The organism is Chitinophaga sp. LS1 (assembly GCF_034274695.1).
Taxonomy (GTDB): Bacteria; Bacteroidota; Bacteroidia; order Chitinophagales; family Chitinophagaceae; genus Chitinophaga.
On record NZ_CP128362.1, the window covers coordinates 1357086 to 1374509 of the forward strand.

14 protein-coding genes are annotated in these 17424 nt (G+C 45.2%); 7 read left to right on the forward strand and 7 right to left on the reverse strand.

The window, feature by feature from the left end; genetic code table 11:
• Window positions 1-67 precede the first annotated feature (67 nt).
• The 5 genes from galE to QQL36_RS05615 all read left to right on the forward strand — a co-directional run bounded on the left by galE (window position 68) and on the right by QQL36_RS05615 (window position 4918).
• Window positions 68-1096 (forward strand): UDP-glucose 4-epimerase GalE, encoded by a 1029-nt coding sequence (galE, locus tag QQL36_RS05595; protein ID WP_083724807.1) that lies wholly within the window; start codon window positions 68-70, stop codon window positions 1094-1096.
• A gap of 105 nt (window positions 1097-1201) precedes the next feature.
• Window positions 1202-2167: a transketolase family protein gene (locus QQL36_RS05600; RefSeq protein WP_083724805.1), complete on the forward strand. Its 966-nt coding sequence runs from the start codon at window positions 1202-1204 to the stop codon at window positions 2165-2167.
• Between the two features lie 154 nt (window positions 2168-2321).
• The gene (locus QQL36_RS05605) at window positions 2322-2873 is read left to right on the forward strand and encodes an RNA polymerase sigma factor (protein WP_083724803.1); all 552 of its coding nucleotides are present in this window, start codon (window positions 2322-2324) and stop codon (window positions 2871-2873) included.
• 122 nt (window positions 2874-2995) lie between these two features.
• Window positions 2996-4429 (forward strand): hypothetical protein, encoded by a 1434-nt coding sequence (locus QQL36_RS05610; RefSeq protein ID WP_321569252.1) that lies wholly within the window; start codon window positions 2996-2998, stop codon window positions 4427-4429.
• 66 nt (window positions 4430-4495) lie between these two features.
• Window positions 4496-4918, forward strand: a complete 423-nt coding sequence (locus QQL36_RS05615; RefSeq protein WP_083724800.1) for a hypothetical protein — start codon at window positions 4496-4498, stop codon at window positions 4916-4918.
• A 64-nt stretch (window positions 4919-4982) separates the two neighbouring features.
• On the opposite strand, the gene QQL36_RS05620 is transcribed toward QQL36_RS05615, so the two are convergent.
• The 7 genes from QQL36_RS05620 to purD all read right to left on the reverse strand — a co-directional run bounded on the left by QQL36_RS05620 (window position 4983) and on the right by purD (window position 13197).
• The gene (locus QQL36_RS05620) at window positions 4983-5744 is read right to left on the reverse strand and encodes an MBL fold metallo-hydrolase (protein ID WP_235643871.1); all 762 of its coding nucleotides are present in this window, start codon (window positions 5742-5744) and stop codon (window positions 4983-4985) included.
• A gap of 93 nt (window positions 5745-5837) precedes the next feature.
• Window positions 5838-7130 (reverse strand): rod shape-determining protein RodA, encoded by a 1293-nt coding sequence (rodA, locus tag QQL36_RS05625; protein ID WP_235643870.1) that lies wholly within the window; start codon window positions 7128-7130, stop codon window positions 5838-5840.
• Window positions 7130-9088, reverse strand: a complete 1959-nt coding sequence (mrdA, locus tag QQL36_RS05630; protein ID WP_321569253.1) for a penicillin-binding protein 2 — start codon at window positions 9086-9088, stop codon at window positions 7130-7132. Before mrdA ends, rodA begins: the two co-directional genes overlap by 1 nt.
• Before the next feature lie 57 nt (window positions 9089-9145).
• Entirely contained in the window at window positions 9146-9655 is a 510-nt protein-coding gene (locus QQL36_RS05635; protein WP_083724796.1) for a hypothetical protein, read from the reverse strand.
• Complete coding sequence (gene mreC, locus QQL36_RS05640) at window positions 9652-10542, reverse strand: rod shape-determining protein MreC (protein WP_083724794.1); 891 nt, start codon at window positions 10540-10542, stop codon at window positions 9652-9654. Before mreC ends, QQL36_RS05635 begins: the two co-directional genes overlap by 4 nt.
• 58 nt (window positions 10543-10600) lie before the next feature.
• Window positions 10601-11623 carry a rod shape-determining protein gene (locus QQL36_RS05645; protein WP_012787871.1) on the reverse strand — a complete coding sequence of 341 codons (1023 nt, stop codon included), beginning with the start codon at window positions 11621-11623 and terminating at the stop codon, window positions 10601-10603.
• 296 nt (window positions 11624-11919) lie between these two features.
• Window positions 11920-13197: a phosphoribosylamine--glycine ligase gene (gene purD, locus QQL36_RS05650; protein ID WP_321569254.1), complete on the reverse strand. Its 1278-nt coding sequence runs from the start codon at window positions 13195-13197 to the stop codon at window positions 11920-11922.
• Between the two features lie 174 nt (window positions 13198-13371).
• On the opposite strand from purD, the gene QQL36_RS05655 reads away from it, so the two are divergent.
• Entirely contained in the window at window positions 13372-15066 is a 1695-nt protein-coding gene (locus tag QQL36_RS05655) for a peptide MFS transporter (RefSeq protein ID WP_083724790.1), read from the forward strand.
• A 168-nt stretch (window positions 15067-15234) separates the two neighbouring features.
• On the forward strand, window positions 15235-17253 hold the full coding sequence (locus QQL36_RS05660) for an OPT family oligopeptide transporter (RefSeq protein WP_321570545.1): 2019 nt from the start codon (window positions 15235-15237) through the stop codon (window positions 17251-17253).
• Window positions 17254-17424: the final 171 nt, after the last annotated feature.

Consider the following 17424-nt stretch of genomic DNA (forward strand, 5'->3'; position numbering starts at 1 on the left):
GTATTTACGACATAAATTCGTAATTCGCTTTTTGTTACTTTGATACCAACTCTAAAAAACAAATCATATGAAGGTTCTTGTTACCGGCGGTTGTGGCTATATTGGCTCTCATACTATCGTAGATCTGATAAATAATGGATTTGACGTAGTCTCTGTAGACAGCAATATCCGTAGTAGTACACAATTGCTGGAAGGCGTAGAAAAAATCACAGGTAAAAAGGTCCGCAATTACAAAGTTGACCTCTGCAACCTGGAAGATACCCACGCCGTATTCCACGAAAACCGTGACATCATAGGTGTCATTCACTTCGCAGCCCTGAAAACAGTACCAGAATCAGTGTCAGAGCCCCTGTTATATTTCCACAACAACCTCACTTCACTGACTAATGTACTGAAATGTGTAAAGGAATTCAACATTCCTAATATGGTGTTCTCTTCTTCCTGCTCTGTGTATGGTAATACCAACGCCCTGCCAGTAGTAGAAGAAACCCCGCTGGGAGAAGCACAATCACCATATGCACGTACCAAACAAATGGGGGAACAGATTATTGAAGACTATAGCCGTGTAAACAGCACACAGTCTATCCTGCTCCGTTATTTTAACCCGGTTGGTGCACACCCTTCTGCCCTGATCGGTGAACTGCCACTGGGTAGACCAGATAACCTGGTGCCTGTGATCACCCAGACAGCAATTGGCAAAATTCCTAAGCTGACTGTATTTGGTCATGATTATGATACCCGCGATGGTAGCTGTATCCGTGACTATATATATGTAATGGATATCGCAAACGCTCATACCAGGGCATTGCAATACCTGATCGACAAGAAAAATAAGGCGAATTGCGAGGTTTTCAACCTGGGTACCGGTAATGGTGTAACCGTACTGGAAGCTATCAAGGCATTTGAAAAGATCTCAGGCGTGAAGCTGAATTACGAACTGGGCCCAGGTCGTCCGGGAGATGTAATTGCGATTTATGCGAATAATACAAAAGCTAAGTCCCTGCTGGGATGGGAGCCTAAAACAGGCATTGAGGATATGATGAGGACTGCATGGCAGTGGGAAGTAGCGCTGAGAGACAGGGTTTTAAATAATTAAAGTTTCATCCGCCTTAGGCGGATGAAACTTTTTTAAAATAGTACAGAGCTATAACATGCTCATCTTTTTTATTACTTTAGAGGCGAAATACTTATAACAAAGGCTATGGTAAAAGATATAAAACCATTAAATGAGAAGGAAACCCGCGCAGGATTTGGAGAAGGAATCCTGGAAGCAGGTCGTAGAAATCCAAATGTAGTGGCGCTGACTGCCGATCTGCTGGGCTCTATGAAACTGAACGCCTTTATCAAGGAGTTTCCGGATCGTTTTGTACAAGTCGGTATTGCAGAAGCCAACATGATAGGTATCGCTGCTGGTATGACTATTGGCGGTAAAATCCCTTATACTACCACGTTTGCAAACTTTTCAACCGGACGCGTATACGATCAGATCCGTCAGTCCGTTGCTTATTCTGACAAAAATGTGAAGATCTGTGCATCACACGCAGGTTTAACCCTGGGTGAAGATGGTGCTACTCACCAGATCCTCGAAGATATAGGAATGATGAAAATGCTGCCTGGTATGACAGTGATCGTACCTTGCGATTTCAATCAGACCAAAGCTGCCACTATTGCGATTGCAGAATATGAAGGTCCTGTGTACCTGCGTTTCGGCCGTCCAAAATGGCCTAACTTCACTGCAGAAGATCAGACTTTTGAAGTAGGTAAAGCGCAGATCCTGCACGAAGGTACTGACGTAACCCTCTTCGCTTGTGGTCACATGGTATGGCTCTCTATCGAAGCGGGTAAGATACTGGAAGAAAGAGGCTATAGCGTGGAAATCATCAATATCCACACGATCAAGCCACTGGACGAAGCAGCTGTACTGGCTTCTATCAAAAAAACCGGTTGTGCGGTAACTGCCGAAGAACACAACGTACTCGGTGGTCTGGGCGACAGCATCGCACAGGTAGCTGCACGTAACCATGTCGTACCTATCGAATATGTAGGTACTGAAGACACCTTCGGTGAAAGCGGTAAACCTTTAGACCTGCTGAAGAAATATGGTCTGGATGCAGATCATATCGTGGCTGCTGCTGAAAAAGCAATTGCCAGAAAGAAGGCTAAATAAGAGATATTCATCAACTTTTTATTGGACTGTAGGCTGACTATAACATGGTCAGCCTATATTTTTATCTCTTATCAATATTAAACTTTACAGTAAAAAAAACGTCTTAATAGATGGTTTTTAATTAAATTCCAGTCTTTAACCATTTAACCTTTGTATGGCCATCATTCAGGATGATAAGACATTGCTGAGTTTGTACAGAGATCCTGCCACAAGGGAGAAGGGATTTACGTATATCATTCAGAAATATCAGGAGCGCTTATATTGGCATGTAAGGCGGTTGGTGCTGGATCATGACGACGCGAACGACGTATTGCAAAACATATTTGTAAAAGTTTGGAAGAACCTGGAAGGCTTTCGTGAAGACGCCCAGTTATATACATGGTTATATAAGATAGCCACCAACGAATGCCTGACATTCCTGGAAAAACAAAAGAAAAATACCTCCGTCTCCCTGTCCGACGTGGAAACAGGACTTAGCAATACGCTTAAAGCTGATAGTCAGTTTGACGCGAATAAATTGGAATGGAAACTGCAGAGAGCAATTCTGGGATTACCCGAAAAACAAAGGATCGTATTTAACCTGCGATACTATGACGAAATGCCCTATGAAGAAATGAGCCGTGTGCTGGATACCTCAGAAGGTGCACTGAAAGCATCTTACCACCACGCCGTAAAAAAAATAGAAGAATTTATCAAGAACAGCTAATATTGCGACATTTGCTAATTTTTGGGGTGAAATCCTTAAATTATGAGATGAAATTGAAATATTTGAAGACGAAACGTTTCAGTCTTTAAACTATTCATATCTTTTGCCGTCTAAATACCGAGATGATACCCAAAGGCAACGATATTGCGAACGAACTTCAGGAGCTTATTCCTGGCGCTCAATGGCCACAAAAGGCGCCCCTGTCAGGGGTTCCGGTGGGCTACTTTGAGTCCCTGCCAGCAATGATCCTTGGAAAAGTGCGTCAGGTGGATGTGATGGAAGAGCTGCAAAGCCTCTCCCTCATGCTGGCTGCTGCACCAAAAACGTTCCCGATGACTGTGCCATCCGGTTATTTTGGTCAGTTACCTCAGTCAATCATTACACGTATCCAGGAGCCGGAATTATCGGGTGTATCCCGGAAATTACCTTTTACCCCTCCGCCTAACGGGTATTTTGAGCAACTATCCCAACAGATACTTGCAATTGTAAATGAAGAGCAGGAGCCCGAACTGGTTGGTATTTCAAGAGAATTACCTTTCACCGCTCCGCCTGCAGGGTATTTTGAGCAACTGTCACAACAAATTCTTGCACATGTAAATGAAGAGCAGGAACCGGCGCTAACGGGTATTTCCCGGAACGTACCTTTCTCTGCTCCACCAAAAGGATATTTTGAGCAACTACACCAAAGGATAATTGCACTCGTAAACGAAGAGCTGGCCCCGGAATTGACCGGTATATCCCGGATATCTCCTCTTACCCCTCCTCCAAACGGATACTTCGGGCAACTATCCTCACAGGTGATGCAAAGAATTCAGATGGAAGAAGCCGCTACTGAGCTGGCAGCTATCTCTCCATTACTGGCTACCCTGCCAAAAGCAATGCCTTTCTCCCTGCCTGAAGGGTACTTAGAGCAGTTCCCTGCCCAATTACTCCTGCAGATCCAGGAAGCAGAAAGTGTATCTCCTTTTGCCGAGCTGACCAGAAACACGCCTTTCTCTATGCCTGCAGATTACTTTGAGCAGCTATCTGCCCAGGTTATGCAAAAGGTAAGAAATGAGGAAGTAGCAGATGAACTGGCTGACATCTCTCCATTACTGGCTTCCCTGCCAAAAGCAATGCCTTTCTCTGTACCAGCCGGTTACTTTGACCAGCTGGATACGCAGGTAGTCTCTATTGCTCAGGCACCGGCCAAAGTGGTGAACATGCGCCCACGCAGAATGCAGTTCTACAAATGGGCGGCCGCCGCCTGTATGATTGCACTCGTAGGTACCAGCAGTTTGTTCTATATGCGCAACACCCAACATCCGGCTACTAAGGCAGTTATTAACCTGGCCGAAGCCAGCTTATCAGATGTAAGTGATCAGGAAATTTTGGAGTACCTGCAAAATCACATGGATGCTTTTGATAAAGAAGACCTCATGGGAGTAACAACCGCAGCGACTACCAAAACGACGACAGAAAATTCACCATTACCGGGTGGATTGTCTACCGAAGACATCGAAAGCTATCTGGAAAACACCGGTTCTTTAAAAGAAGAAAGTCCAATTAAAAATTAAATGAAACATTTTTACATACTGTGCTTACTGTTTATCACTTCTCTTCTGTGTCGACCCTCACCGGGTATGGCACAAAGTGGCGGCAGCGATGCTGAGATAAATAGCAAGATCCGGGCGGCGGAAATAGCTTACCTGGCTCAAAAGCTCGACCTTACACCAGACGAAGCCCAGAAGTTCTGGCCGGTGTATAACCAGTATACCAAAGAAGTAGAGATCCTGATCGCAGAAAGAAATAACCGTGCTACCCCTGCTAAAGAAAATAAAACTGAAGCAAGAAACAGTGCGCCGGATCAGGAATTAAAATATGACCAGCGTATGCTGGATATCAAAAACCATTACGATAAGGAATTTCAGAAAGTACTGCCAGCAAATAAAGCAGGGTCGGTGTTCAGGTCAGAAAGAGAATTCAGGAAAGTATTGTTGCAGCAGCTGAAAGAAAGACAATTGAGAAATGTGGGTGGACCAGGCCCCCGCAGATTTAGAAACTGATAACGCTAGATGTTATACAAGGAATAAGTAAAAGGAAAGCCTCCCGCAAAGGGAGGCTTTCCTTTTACTTATGCTTATTTGGAAATTTATTAAATGGCGTCTTTGTATCATGATAATAAAGAAACGTCCAATCCTCTTCTGCGCCCCGCTGTTTGAACTGCTCACGGAGTTCTAAACCACGCTTGCCATCGTAATCATACTTTGCTGCAAAGCGACGGATCATGAAGGACATTTGAGGCGCTTCGTCACCACCAAAAAAGACCTTACCATCTTCGTCGTTGATAAGAAATACCTGGTGGTAAGGGCAGTGACCGCCGGTTACCCAGTAACTAATATAATCGTCGATGGTACCATCACCTTCTGTGAAGACTACATTATCATAATTCTGAAGCAGGGAGATATCACTGCCGAGGTATGATTTGCCGTCATTCTCAAGCGCATACTGGAATTCCTGCCTGTTTACATAATAGGTAGCATGTGGGAATGTGAGCTGCCGCTGACCGGTGATGGGATCTTCTGCAGAAACGCCACCGGAGTGATCTTTGTGCAGGTGACTCATCAGTACTTTGGTGATTTCCATGGGGTTCACACCATTATCAATCAGATGCTGATGAATTTGCAGTACCCCATCTTTGTTGCGGAGCCCCAGTCCTGTGTCGAAGAGGATGAAATCCTGATTCGTGATCACAAGGAAAGGTTGAATTTCTACCAGTAAGGAACCACCAGTTCTTTGCTGCATGGTATCTACTGATGGATTATAAGGTACGAACTGTTTTGTAGCATCTACAGTGAAAGACCCTTCTGATAATGGAATAATACGTGCCATAGTTTCTAGTGCCAAAGTGCGTATGCAAAGGTACAAAATAAAAAAAGAACGCTCCTGCCATAGGCGGGAGCGTTCTTTTTTGTGGACGGGCCATTATCTTAATACCATCTGCCTGTCAGCATCCAGTCTCAACATTATAAATATCAACATCGTAAATGTCATCAACGACGAACCACCATAACTCACTAACGGCAATGGAATACCAATTACCGGTGCCAGACCTATCGTCATCGATATATTGATGGCCATATGGAAGAAGATGATGCTCGCGACCCCATATGCATACACCCTGCTAAACGTCGATCGCTGTCGCTCCGCGACAAATATAATCCGTAAGAGCAGGGCGACATATAGCCCTACAAATATGATAGAGCCCAGGAAACCAAAGTCTTCTCCCACTGTACAGAAGATGAAGTCAGTACTCTGTTCCGGTACGAAGTCATATCTTGTTTGTGTTCCTTTCAGATACCCCTTACCGATCACACCACCGGAACCGATGGCAATCATACTCTGCCGGGTATTGTAAGTCGCTTTCGGATCGTTCTCTTTACCCAGCATTACGTTGATACGCTTTACCTGGTAATCTTTCAGCACCTTGGTAAAAGCAAAAGGAACGATGAACATCACAAACACCGAACAGAAAGCATAGATACCTACGATCAGCGCCAGTTTGGAACGATGTCTTTTGATATCCCTGCGCATGAAATAAATGACAAGCGCTGTAATACCAGTAAATATGTAGAAGAGAATGTTCTTATCCACCAATAAGGCCGACAATACCAGCACAATCCCTGAGAACGCAATTACCAGCAATACCGCAGGCAACCCTTCTCTATACATCACCAGGAAGAAAGAGAAATACACCAGCGCCAAACCCGTTTCATCCTGCAAGATGATGATGGCGCAGGGAATCAATGCCAATGAAGCGGCAATCAACCGCGCCCGTAGCTTGGTAAAATCCGTTTCCAATGAAGAGAGGTATTTCGCTAAGGCCAGGTTGGTACATAGTTTCGTCAACTCTGCGGGCTGGAACTGAAAGCCTCCTATCACCAGCCATGAGTGTGAACCTTTTACATCCTTACCGATAGCTATTACCAACAGCAATAGTAATATACCACCTGCATAGAGCAGGTTGGCAGTAGCTGTAAAGAACTTACTATCCGTGAGCCAGATGATGGTAGCCAATACGGCGGATACACCCAGCCACATAATCTGGCGGGAATAGTTTTTATTCAGGTGAATGATATCGTTCCAGATATTATCGCCCTCTCTGTACTCTGCAGCAAAGATCGATAACAGGCCAACGAACACCAGTGCCAGATACAGACCCATTATAGGCCAGTCAATACCTTCTGTAAGCTTTAATTGCTGCCGGCGGTTTATCATTAGTTATTCGGGAAATAGAGTTTAAGTATTTGTTCTGTCGTCATTTTAGCCGAAGCTCCGTTCAGGGAATCCAGCTTGGATTTCTCTCTTACCACAGGATCGATGGTCGCATCGTTCAATGTTTTCATCATCTGTGGTTTGCGTTTTATTGATATGGTATCATTCAGGTATTTCTCAATCATTAAGCTGGCGATAGGTGCAGCATAGGTGGAACCAAAGCCTGCATTTTCCACGATTACGGCTATCGCAATTTTAGGATTGTCTCTCGGCGCAAAAGCTACGAACACAGAGTGGTTTTTCAGTTTGGTGAGCTTACCGTTTACAATAGCATTGTTCTCTGCAGTACCTGTTTTACCACACACAATGATGTTGTCGATACGGGCAATCATACCAGTACCTTTTTCCACCACATCCTCCATACCATAGATTACTGAACGGTAAGATGTATCTGATACGTGTGCTACCACGTGTTTTTCTTTGTATTTAGCCAGCAAATTGGTGTTGTCATTGTCTATACTGCTCACAAAGTGAGGTATATAGTAAGAACCATGGTTGGCAATGATACACATGGCATTCGCCATCTGCATGGGCGTAGCGACTACCTGGCCCTGCCCCATACCTACATATAGTTCGGAACAGGAGTTCCACTGACCACGATACAATTTATTCATACCTGTGGTATCGATGGCTTTACCACCTGATTCGCTCGGAATATCCACACCCAGTCTGTGACCGAGACCGAATGAGGAGATATAATCATGCCACTTCTGATGTCCTTTTTTTACACCACCCCATTTAGGCGCATCCACTTCCAGCCTGTAAAGGTGTACAAAGTAAGCATTACAGGAGTTGGCAATAGCCAGTCGCAGGTTCGCTGCGTGCCCCGGGTTGTGGTGGGTACAGGCAATCGGGCGACCGCAATAGGTATATGCACCAAAGCAGGGGAAACCATAACTTGGTGTAATTACACCTTCATCCAGTGCGATCAGGGCTGTCAGCGGTTTCATAGAGGATCCCGGTGGATAACCTGCCTGAATAGCACGGTTAAAGAGTGGTTTGGTCGTATCAGTAAAGAGACGGCTAAAGTTGCGTGCTCTGAAAGAACCTGTCAGCAGATTCGGGTCGTAGGTAGGTGCACTCACCATAGAGAGGATACCACCTGTCTGTGGATCGATTGCTACCACACTACCTATTTTATTACGCATCAGGTGCTCACCGAGTACCTGCAGATCAACATCTAAAGAGAGGCGGAGGTTCTTACCTGCAATAGCGGCGGTATCGAACTCCCCATGTTCATAAGGACCCTGTGGACGGTTCAGGTTATCCTTTACCAGGTATTGGATACCACGTTGCCCCATCAGCACTTCTTCGTAAGTTCTTTCCAGGCCGGTCATACCCAGGTAGTCACCCTGGTTATAGTCGCTGTATTGCGGGCGTTGCATCATCTGAGGGGAGATTTCACCAATATACCCTAAGATATTTGCAGCAGCGGCAAAAGGATAAGAACGGATCTGTCTGGGCACCAGTTCAAATCCGGGCTGGAACATATACATGCTTTCCTGCAGCTTACCGAACATATCCGGAGCGAGCAGGGGAGCAAAAACAGATACACGGCGGCTACCATTCTTGAGGATGGAGGCAGTGATCCGTTTTCTGAATTCTTCATTAGTAATATTCAGGATCTGGCACATGTAAGCCGTATCAATATTTTTGACATTGATAGGTGTTACGACCAGGTCGTACATAACATCATTGCTGAGGATACTCCGACCTTTGCGATCGAAGATAATACCACGGCTGGGGTAAACTACTTTGCGGAGTACCGCATTCGCATCCGCCAGCTTGGAGTATTTCTTCTCGACAACCTGTAAAAAGAAAAGCCTTGTTATGATCAACACGATCATGCCAAGGAAAATTAATTGTATGACCCGTTTTCTGGGTTGGTTATAAACAGACATTTCCCTGGAGATGCATTATTAATAAAAGTATCCTTCTATATAAAGATACTATACATTTTACTTCCTCGAAAAGAACAACAACTCATACAGCACGATCAGGAAAATGCTCGCAGCGGTAGAAAAGATGATCTTTAACAGCAGATACAGAAAGCTGCCAACATTGAATACCTCCAGTGAGAAGAAGACCAGATTGTGAAGGAATACCAGAATAGAAGCATAGATCAGAAACTGGGACACTCCCATACTTGTCATAGAAGGGGTCTTCTGCGTAGTTTCGAAACCACCTTGTGGAGAAAGGACATTAATAATAAATGGTCGTAGGTAGCCGATGAATACACAGGCAGCAGCGTGCATACCCATTGTATTCATAAACATATCGAGGCTGAGGCCCATGAGCAATGCCAGCAACATGAGTGCCGGACGGGGCAGGTTAAAGGGCAACAGCAGTACGAAAAGCACATAGAGATTAAAGCTAATCGATTGATGCAGCAAAATTCTGTTCAGAACAAATACCTGCAGCAACAGCAAAAGCACAAAACGGATTATATTTCTTAACAGTATGCTCATTGTTTGATCAGCTTGTAAGTTGAATCCTCCAAAGATTTTTGTTCATCCTGCAGCAGGTTGTCGATCACATATACATATTGCAGGTTGTAAAAGTTGGTGGCCAGGCGAATTCTAACATTGACAGAAGTGCTGGCTTTGTCTACCTCTTCGGTTGATTCTACATAACCGATCGGTATATTTTCAGGGAAGAAGGCGGAGTAACCGCTGGTGACTACGGTATCACCTTTTACGAGGTGTACACCTTTAGGCACGTCTTCCATGGTGGCATAACCGGCTTCGCTGCCATGCCAGCGTACCATACCCATTTCCTTACTGTGGCTCAGGCGGGCACTGGTACCGAAGTTACGACCTTTGGAGAGCAGGGAGATGATGACAGCATAGTGTTCATTCACACTGCGTACGATACCTACTACACCGCTTGGGCCAACTACGCCCATATTAGGACGGATGCCATCGGCACTGCCACGGTGAATGGTGATATAGTTGATAGGACTATTTACGGAGTTGTTGACTACCTTGGCAGCTTTGTACAGGTAGCGGCGTACAGCGGTACTGATCACTTTGCGGGTGGTATCGGTACTATACTGACGAATGGTATCAGATTTTACAATATTGTCGAGGATAACAGTGTCAAAACTTGTGCGCAGCATATTGTGCAGACGGGCATTCTCTTTTACCAGACTGTCATTTGTCGCTTTCAGGTGAAAGTAGTATTCTACGTTGTTGTAACGTTCGTATAACCTGGCGCTAATGTTATTGGCGGAATTGAGGTAAGCTGTTTTCTGAAAATCGTTGTTCTGGAAGACCAGCACTAAACAGATCACTTCCAGCAGCAAGAACAGAAAAAAATTAAAGTAGCGCCTTAAGAAAATGATGAGATTACGCACAGGATTTTATTTCTATAAAGAAGCCTGCAAAGCCGATAGCCCTGCAGGCCTCTCTGTATTATTGCATTAGGAACGGATACTTACCTACGTGTTTCAGTGCGATACCGGTACCTCTTACCACGGCGCGCAGTGGATCGTCTGCCACGTGAACGGGCAATTTGATCTTCTGGGTCAGGCGTTTGTCGAGGCCGCGTAACAATGCACCACCACCGGTCAGGTATAATCCTCTGCGGTAGATATCTGCAGCCAGTTCGGGAGGAGTTGTTTCCAATGCTTTCAGGATGGCTTCTTCGATCTTGAAAATGGATTTGTCCAACGCTTCGGCTACTTCCTGGTAAGATACCATGATCTGTTTAGGAATACCGGTTACGAGGTCACGTCCATTTACTGCTACATCATCTGGTGGGTTGTCCAGTTCTTTCAGTGCAGAACCGATCTGGATCTTGATCTGCTCAGCAGTTCTTTCACCAATCAGCAGGCTATGATAGCGGCGCAGGGCTTCCATGATATCGGCAGTGAACTCGTCACCGGCGATACGGATACTCTGGTCGCACACAATACCAGCGAGGGCAATCACGCTAATACCGGTGGTACCACCTCCGATATCGATGATCATGTTACCTACCGGCTCTTCTACGTCAATACCGATACCCAGCGCAGCGGCCATCGGTTCATGTATCAGGAACACTTCCTTAGCACCCGCCTGCTCGGCAGAGTCGCGTACGGCGCGTTTTTCTACTTCTGTGATGCTGGATGGAATGCAAATTACCATACGCCAGCTGGGAGAGAACAAAGGCTTCTTTGGATACACCAGTTTGATCATTTCACGAAGCATACCTTCTGCTGCATTGAAGTCCGCGATTACACCATCTTTCAGGGGACGAATGGTGCGCAGGTACTCATGTGTCTTCTCGTGCATCATCATGGCTTTCTTACCAACAGCCACAATTTTCCCGCTAGCGCGCTCTATAGCAACAATGGAAGGTTCATCCACTACCACCTGGTCATTGTGAATGATCAGCGTATTAGCTGTACCTAAGTCAATCGCTATTTCCTGTGTTAAAAAATTAAAGAACCCCATTGCTTAATATGGTCAAAATATTATTGTGTGCAAAAATGAATAATTCCAACGAATATACAATCTTAAAATTGTATGTTTTCTCAATAATACAACTAAATATTAAAAAATGTTATTTATTGTATTTGATGAGCCGGTTAGTAGTTGCAACAGTTAAAAACAACCTGTTAGCCGGTAAGTATGACTCTCGAAAACGCTTAAACGAATGATCGTTTATGAAATGGTATTGCTCTCTATGAATGAATGAGTTATGCGACAGTAGTGGTGCCTGCATAGCCACAGGCCAACCCTTGCTGGGCTTACACGAACTCGAATCCAATATCCCTCCTGTAATATTTGCCTTCAAAATCAATAGATTCTGCTGTTTGCCGGCTATGCGACAACGCAATACCCAGATCAGAAGCCAGTGAAGTGATGGTAAGTACACGACCGCCATTGGTGAGGATCTCACCGCCAGAAGCCCTTGTACCTGCCTGGAATACCAGCTGATCCTGCGTTGGGGCAGGAATGTTGGTAATGACCTTACCCTTCTCATACGCTTCCGGATACCCTCCGGCTACCAGCATTACTGTGGTCGCCACACGGCTATCCTCATAAATTTTTTGTGCAGACAGCTTACCGTCTATCACTGACTGAAACAGCTCCAGCAGGTCATTTTGCAGGCGAGGCATTACCACCTCCGTTTCAGGATCACCCATGCGACAGTTGTATTCTATCACAAATGGCGCTCCATCTACTTTGATTAACCCAAAGAAAATAAAGCCGTTGTAGACAATGTTCTCTTTGGCTAACCCGTCTACCGTAGGTTGGATCACCTGTTCTACCACCTGTTCCATAAATGCTTTGTCAGCAAATGGAACAGGAGAAACAGCACCCATACCACCAGTATTCAGGCCGGTATCGCCCTCTCCAATACGTTTATAATCTTTTGCGGAAGGCAGCAGCTGATAGCTTTTTCCATCCGTCAGCACAAATACAGATAATTCTATGCCAGAAAGGAATTGTTCTACAACAACTTTTTTGCTGGCATCACCAAACTTCGCCTCACGGATCATCTGGGTGAATTCAGTCACCGCAGCTTCGCGATCTTCGAGGATCACCACCCCCTTACCGGCAGCCAACCCATCGGCCTTGAGTACAATTGGGGTGGCATGCTGACGCAGATAGGCGACCCCTTCTTCGTAGGTACTCTCGTCAAACTCCCTGTAGGCGGCAGTTGGAATATTGTGACGGCTCATGAACTGCTTTGCAAATGCCTTACTGCCCTCCAGTTGAGCGGCATATGCAGAAGGTCCCATCACTGGGATGTGTTTCAAAGCTTCGTCCTGCTGGAAGAAATCGTAGATCCCTTTTACCAGTGGTTCTTCAGAACCAGGTACTACCAGGGTAATGGCATTTTTAAGACAGAAAGCCTTTATTTTATCGAAGTCGGACACCGCGAAATCAACATTCTCCCCATATTGGGCAGTACCCGCATTTCCGGGAGCGATGAACAACTGCTCACATAAAGTGCTCTGAGTCATTTTCCAGGCCAGGGCGTGTTCCCGGCCACCACTTCCTAATAGTAAAATCTTCATATTGTATATCAGTGTGTAATTTGAGCGAATTCAGCCATTTCAGCCCCGTTCTTCCAAATTTTTTGCAAAGAAAGGCCAAAATTTAACCAAAAGCACCATTTTTCTCTACAAAAAGCCTAATTTATTTATCTTGCCGCATTCATAGGACTATCTTATCAACAAAACTAACCAATTATGACTCAATCTGCTGTTGAGCAGCCTGTAAGTACACCAAAACAAAAAGGCGGCCATCACAAAGGCCTTTATGTTCTTTTTTTTACTGAGATGTGGGAGCGCTTCGGGTATTACCTGATGATCGGGATCTTCTTCCTATACCTGATTGATCCAACCGCTAATGGCGGTAAAGGCTTTGATACTGCCCACGCTTCTGATCTTGTAGGTTCGTACATTGCATTGGTTTACCTTTCGCCGTTCATAGGGGGGTTAATGGCCGACAGGTATCTCGGCTATCGTAAAGCGGTTATTTTAGGGGGTGCCCTGCTTGCCGCCGGTTATTTTACACTGGCCTTCCCCGGGGAATTAGCTATGTATACTGCCCTGACCCTGATCATTATCGGAAATGGCTTCTTCAAACCGAACATCGGCACCATTCTCGGGAACATCTACAACAGAGAAGACCTTAAACCTAAGAAAGACATTGCCTACAACATCTTTTACATGGGTGTAAATATCGGTGCCTTTATTTGCAACTTCGTGGCTGCTTACCTGCGTAACCACTATGGCTGGGGCCACGCTTTTACCGCTGCCGGCGTAGGTATGCTGGTAGGTTTGGTGATCTTCATCTCCAAATCCAAAGTAATTGCTGAAGGAGATATCCGCAAACCAGTACAGAAAGATGATATGCCGATGAGCAAAATCCTCGGACTGGTATTACTGCCAGCTTTCATCGCTGCTATCCTGGGTTACTTCATGTACAAATTCCTCGGGCATCCGCTATTTGGTACACCATCCATCGATGCATTCATGTTTGCCTGTGTACCTATCGTTATTTTCTACATTCGCCTGTATACTACTGCGAATAAAGAAGATAAACGAGGACTGGGTGCGCTGCTGGCCTTCTTTGCAGTAGCGATCGTGTTCTGGGTGATCTACAACCAGAACAGCACCGGTTTGACAATCTGGGCAGATCAATATACTGATCGTTCTATGTCAGAAGGTGTCGAAAAGATTGCGAAACCAATGGGTATGCTGCAAACTGTGACAACCGAGCCACACGCCGTCACCCAGATCGATGCACAATTCCGTGCAATAACTGATGGTCATGGCAATACCATTACCGTACAGGGTGCAGATCCTTACTTCCAGAACCTGCCAAAGGACAAATGGCCTGCCAGCGGCAAAATGCAACTGATTTCAACAGAGATCTTCCAATCTGCCAACCCAGGGTTTATCGTATTATTCACATTGTTAGTCCTCGGATTGTTCGGATGGCTCGCCAAGAGAGGCAAAGAGCCTACTACACCAATGAAAGTGGCAATGGGTATCTTCATTGCCGGCCTGTCGTCTTTACTGATGATCGTGGCAGCATCTATGACGAATGTGTATGTAGATAAAAGTTCTATGGCCTTCCTGGTAGGTACATATGCCATCTTCACTGTGGGTGAAATATTGGTAAGTCCGATCGGATTGTCTATGGTATCCAAGTTATCCCCTCCACGCCTGACGGCACTGATGATGGGTGGCTGGTACCTGGTGAACTCCATTGCTGGTAAAGTGGCTGGTATGATGGCAACTTTCTGGGATAACTTCACTGACAAAAAGGTATATTTCATGATTCTGACCGTAGCTGCAGCCATTGCATTTGTGGTCATGCTGATGATCAGTAAGTGGATTGCAGGTGTCGTAAAAGAGAAAACCGGATCTTATTAATACCCTCGAAAAAATATGCTTAAAATGCTTCTGCCGGCCGGCAGAAGCATTTTTTTAGGGGTAAAAGGGCTATATGTCTTATATTGCCTCCCAAACAAAATCTAACTATACCCACCAACAACAACTATGGCAGATAATTTTAAACCTTTTGTCTCACCCGAGGTGAAGATGAAAGAATTTACAGTCAAGTCCATTTTATTGGGCTGCATGTTTGGTATTATATTCGGTGCCGCCACGGTGTATCTTGCGCTGAAAGCGGGTTTAACGGTTTCTGCGTCTATCCCGATTGCAGTGATTGCCATTACACTCGGCCGGAGATTCTTTAAGACCACGATTCTGGAAAACAACATTATTCAGACTACAGGTTCAGCAGGTGAATCTATTGCTGCGGGTGTGGTATTTACGTTACCTGGTTTCCTCTTCCTGTCTGACCACAATGGTGATCAGTATTTTAATTACATCACGATCCTCATCCTTGCCATCTTTGGTGGTATCCTGGGTACATTGATGATGATTCCCCTGCGCCGGTCACTGATTGTAAAAGAACATGACACCCTGCCTTACCCTGAAGGTACTGCCTGTGGCGATGTACTGATAGCCGGTGAAAAAGGTGGTGACTTTGCCAAAACAGCTTTCTATGGTCTGGGCTTTGCAGTAGTATATGCCGTGTTCCAAAAGGTATTTCACGTGATTTCGGAAACACCTGCCTATATGACCAAACAGGTCAACAAATTCTTCCCTTCTGCTAAAATAAGTGCTGACATCACCCCTGAATACCTGGGTGTTGGTTATATCATTGGGCCCCGCATTGCCGGTGTACTGGTAGCGGGTGGTGTATTGTCCTGGTTGGTATTGATACCTTTGCTGGCCAGTTTACTGCCCGGTGACCTGATTGCTACACAACTGGTAAAACTGGGTTACCTCGCTAACCTGGCTACGCCTGGGGGTAAAGGTAACTGGAATCCTGCTACACATACTTTTACGGATTACTCTGCCGCTATCTACTTTGCCTATGTACGTCAGATAGGCGCTGGCGCCGTAGCAGCAGGTGGTTTCATCACGCTGATCAAAACCATTCCTACCATCATTTCTTCTTTCAAAGGTAGCCTTGGTTCCCTGAAGAAAGGTGAAGGTGCAGGTGCTGCAAATGTTGCTGTACCACGTACGGAAAAAGACCTGAATGTAAAACTGGTATTGTTTGGTAGCATTGGCCTGATCATCCTGATGGCGTTCCTGCCTCAGTTGCCAGGTCAGTCTATTGGTCAGAAACTGCTGGTAGGTTTGCTGGTGGTAATATTCGGTGCATTCTTCGTAACTGTATCCAGCCGTATAGTAGGTTTAATTGGTTCTTCCAACAACCCTATTTCAGGTATGACTATCGCTACACTGATGGGTACCTGCCTGGTATTTATTGCTGTGGGTTGGAGCGGTAAAGTATATGAGCCAATGGCACTGGTAGTAGGTGGTATGATCTGTATCGCTGCTGCGAATGCAGGTGGTACATCGCAGGATCTGAAGTCTGGTTATATCGTGGGTGCTACTCCTATGTACCAGCAGTTGTCACTGTTTATTGGTGCGATCGTATCATCTATCGTAATTGGTCTGACAGTGAAATTCCTCGATAAACCTACTGCTGTAATGATTGCGAATGGCGTAACTGACCACGCAATTGGCAGTACTTATTTCCCTGCCCCACAGGGTACACTGATGGCAACGTTGGCAAAAGGCATTCTCTCTAAAAACCTTGACTGGCAGTTTGTACTGGTAGGCGTATTCCTCTCTATCGTAATGGAGCTGTGTGGTATTAAATCACTGTCATTTGCAGTAGGTGCTTATCTGCCATTATCTACGACTTTACCAATTGCGATTGGTGGCGCTATTCGTGGTGTGGTAGATATGAAAAACAAGAAAAAGAATGTGACGGTTTCTGCTGAAGAAGAAGAGCTGGGTAAAGGTAATCTGTTTGCAACCGGCCTGGTAGCTGGTGGTGCGGTAGCTGGTGTGATCATTGCGATTATGGCGGGCTTCAATAGCACAGCAGGTGCACTGGATGCGATGAATATGGAAAATGCACTCTCTGGTGCATTGGGCGAAGAAGGGTATTATATACTCGGTGTATTAGGATTTGCATTCATGGGATGGGTGCTGTATCGCATCGCTACAAGAAATAAAGAAGCAGGCGCTTAATAGCAATACCTCTTTTAAAAAACATTCATGAAAGAGGGCATTCTCCAACGGGGGATGAAAACCATTTTCAGAAAAAAGCGTTTTTGGCCGATGGTCAAAAACGCTTTTTTGTTTACTTTTAATTATCGATTGACAATTAACGTCTTACATTTTCGTTAGCTATATAAAACC

Bases quoted from the DNA above. Each gene is read 5' to 3' on its own strand.
- QQL36_RS05600 (WP_083724805.1), top strand. From the start codon at position 1,202: ATGGTAAAAGATATAAAACCATTAAATGAGAAGGAAACCCGCGCAGGA.
- QQL36_RS05660 (WP_321570545.1), top strand. From the start codon at position 15,235: ATGAAAGAATTTACAGTCAAGTCCATTTTATTGGGCTGCATGTTTGGT.
- galE (WP_083724807.1), top strand. From the start codon at position 68: ATGAAGGTTCTTGTTACCGGCGGTTGTGGCTATATTGGCTCTCATACT.
- QQL36_RS05620 (WP_235643871.1), bottom strand. From the start codon at position 5,744: ATGGCACGTATTATTCCATTATCAGAAGGGTCTTTCACTGTAGATGCT.
- QQL36_RS05605 (WP_083724803.1), top strand. From the start codon at position 2,322: ATGGCCATCATTCAGGATGATAAGACATTGCTGAGTTTGTACAGAGAT.
- QQL36_RS05635 (WP_083724796.1), bottom strand. From the start codon at position 9,655: ATGAGCATACTGTTAAGAAATATAATCCGTTTTGTGCTTTTGCTGTTG.
- QQL36_RS05610 (WP_321569252.1), top strand. From the start codon at position 2,996: ATGATACCCAAAGGCAACGATATTGCGAACGAACTTCAGGAGCTTATT.
- mrdA (WP_321569253.1), bottom strand. From the start codon at position 9,088: ATGTCTGTTTATAACCAACCCAGAAAACGGGTCATACAATTAATTTTC.
- QQL36_RS05655 (WP_083724790.1), top strand. From the start codon at position 13,372: ATGACTCAATCTGCTGTTGAGCAGCCTGTAAGTACACCAAAACAAAAA.
- rodA (WP_235643870.1), bottom strand. From the start codon at position 7,130: ATGATAAACCGCCGGCAGCAATTAAAGCTTACAGAAGGTATTGACTGG.
- purD (WP_321569254.1), bottom strand. From the start codon at position 13,197: ATGAAGATTTTACTATTAGGAAGTGGTGGCCGGGAACACGCCCTGGCC.
- QQL36_RS05615 (WP_083724800.1), top strand. From the start codon at position 4,496: ATGGCACAAAGTGGCGGCAGCGATGCTGAGATAAATAGCAAGATCCGG.
- QQL36_RS05645 (WP_012787871.1), bottom strand. From the start codon at position 11,623: ATGGGGTTCTTTAATTTTTTAACACAGGAAATAGCGATTGACTTAGGT.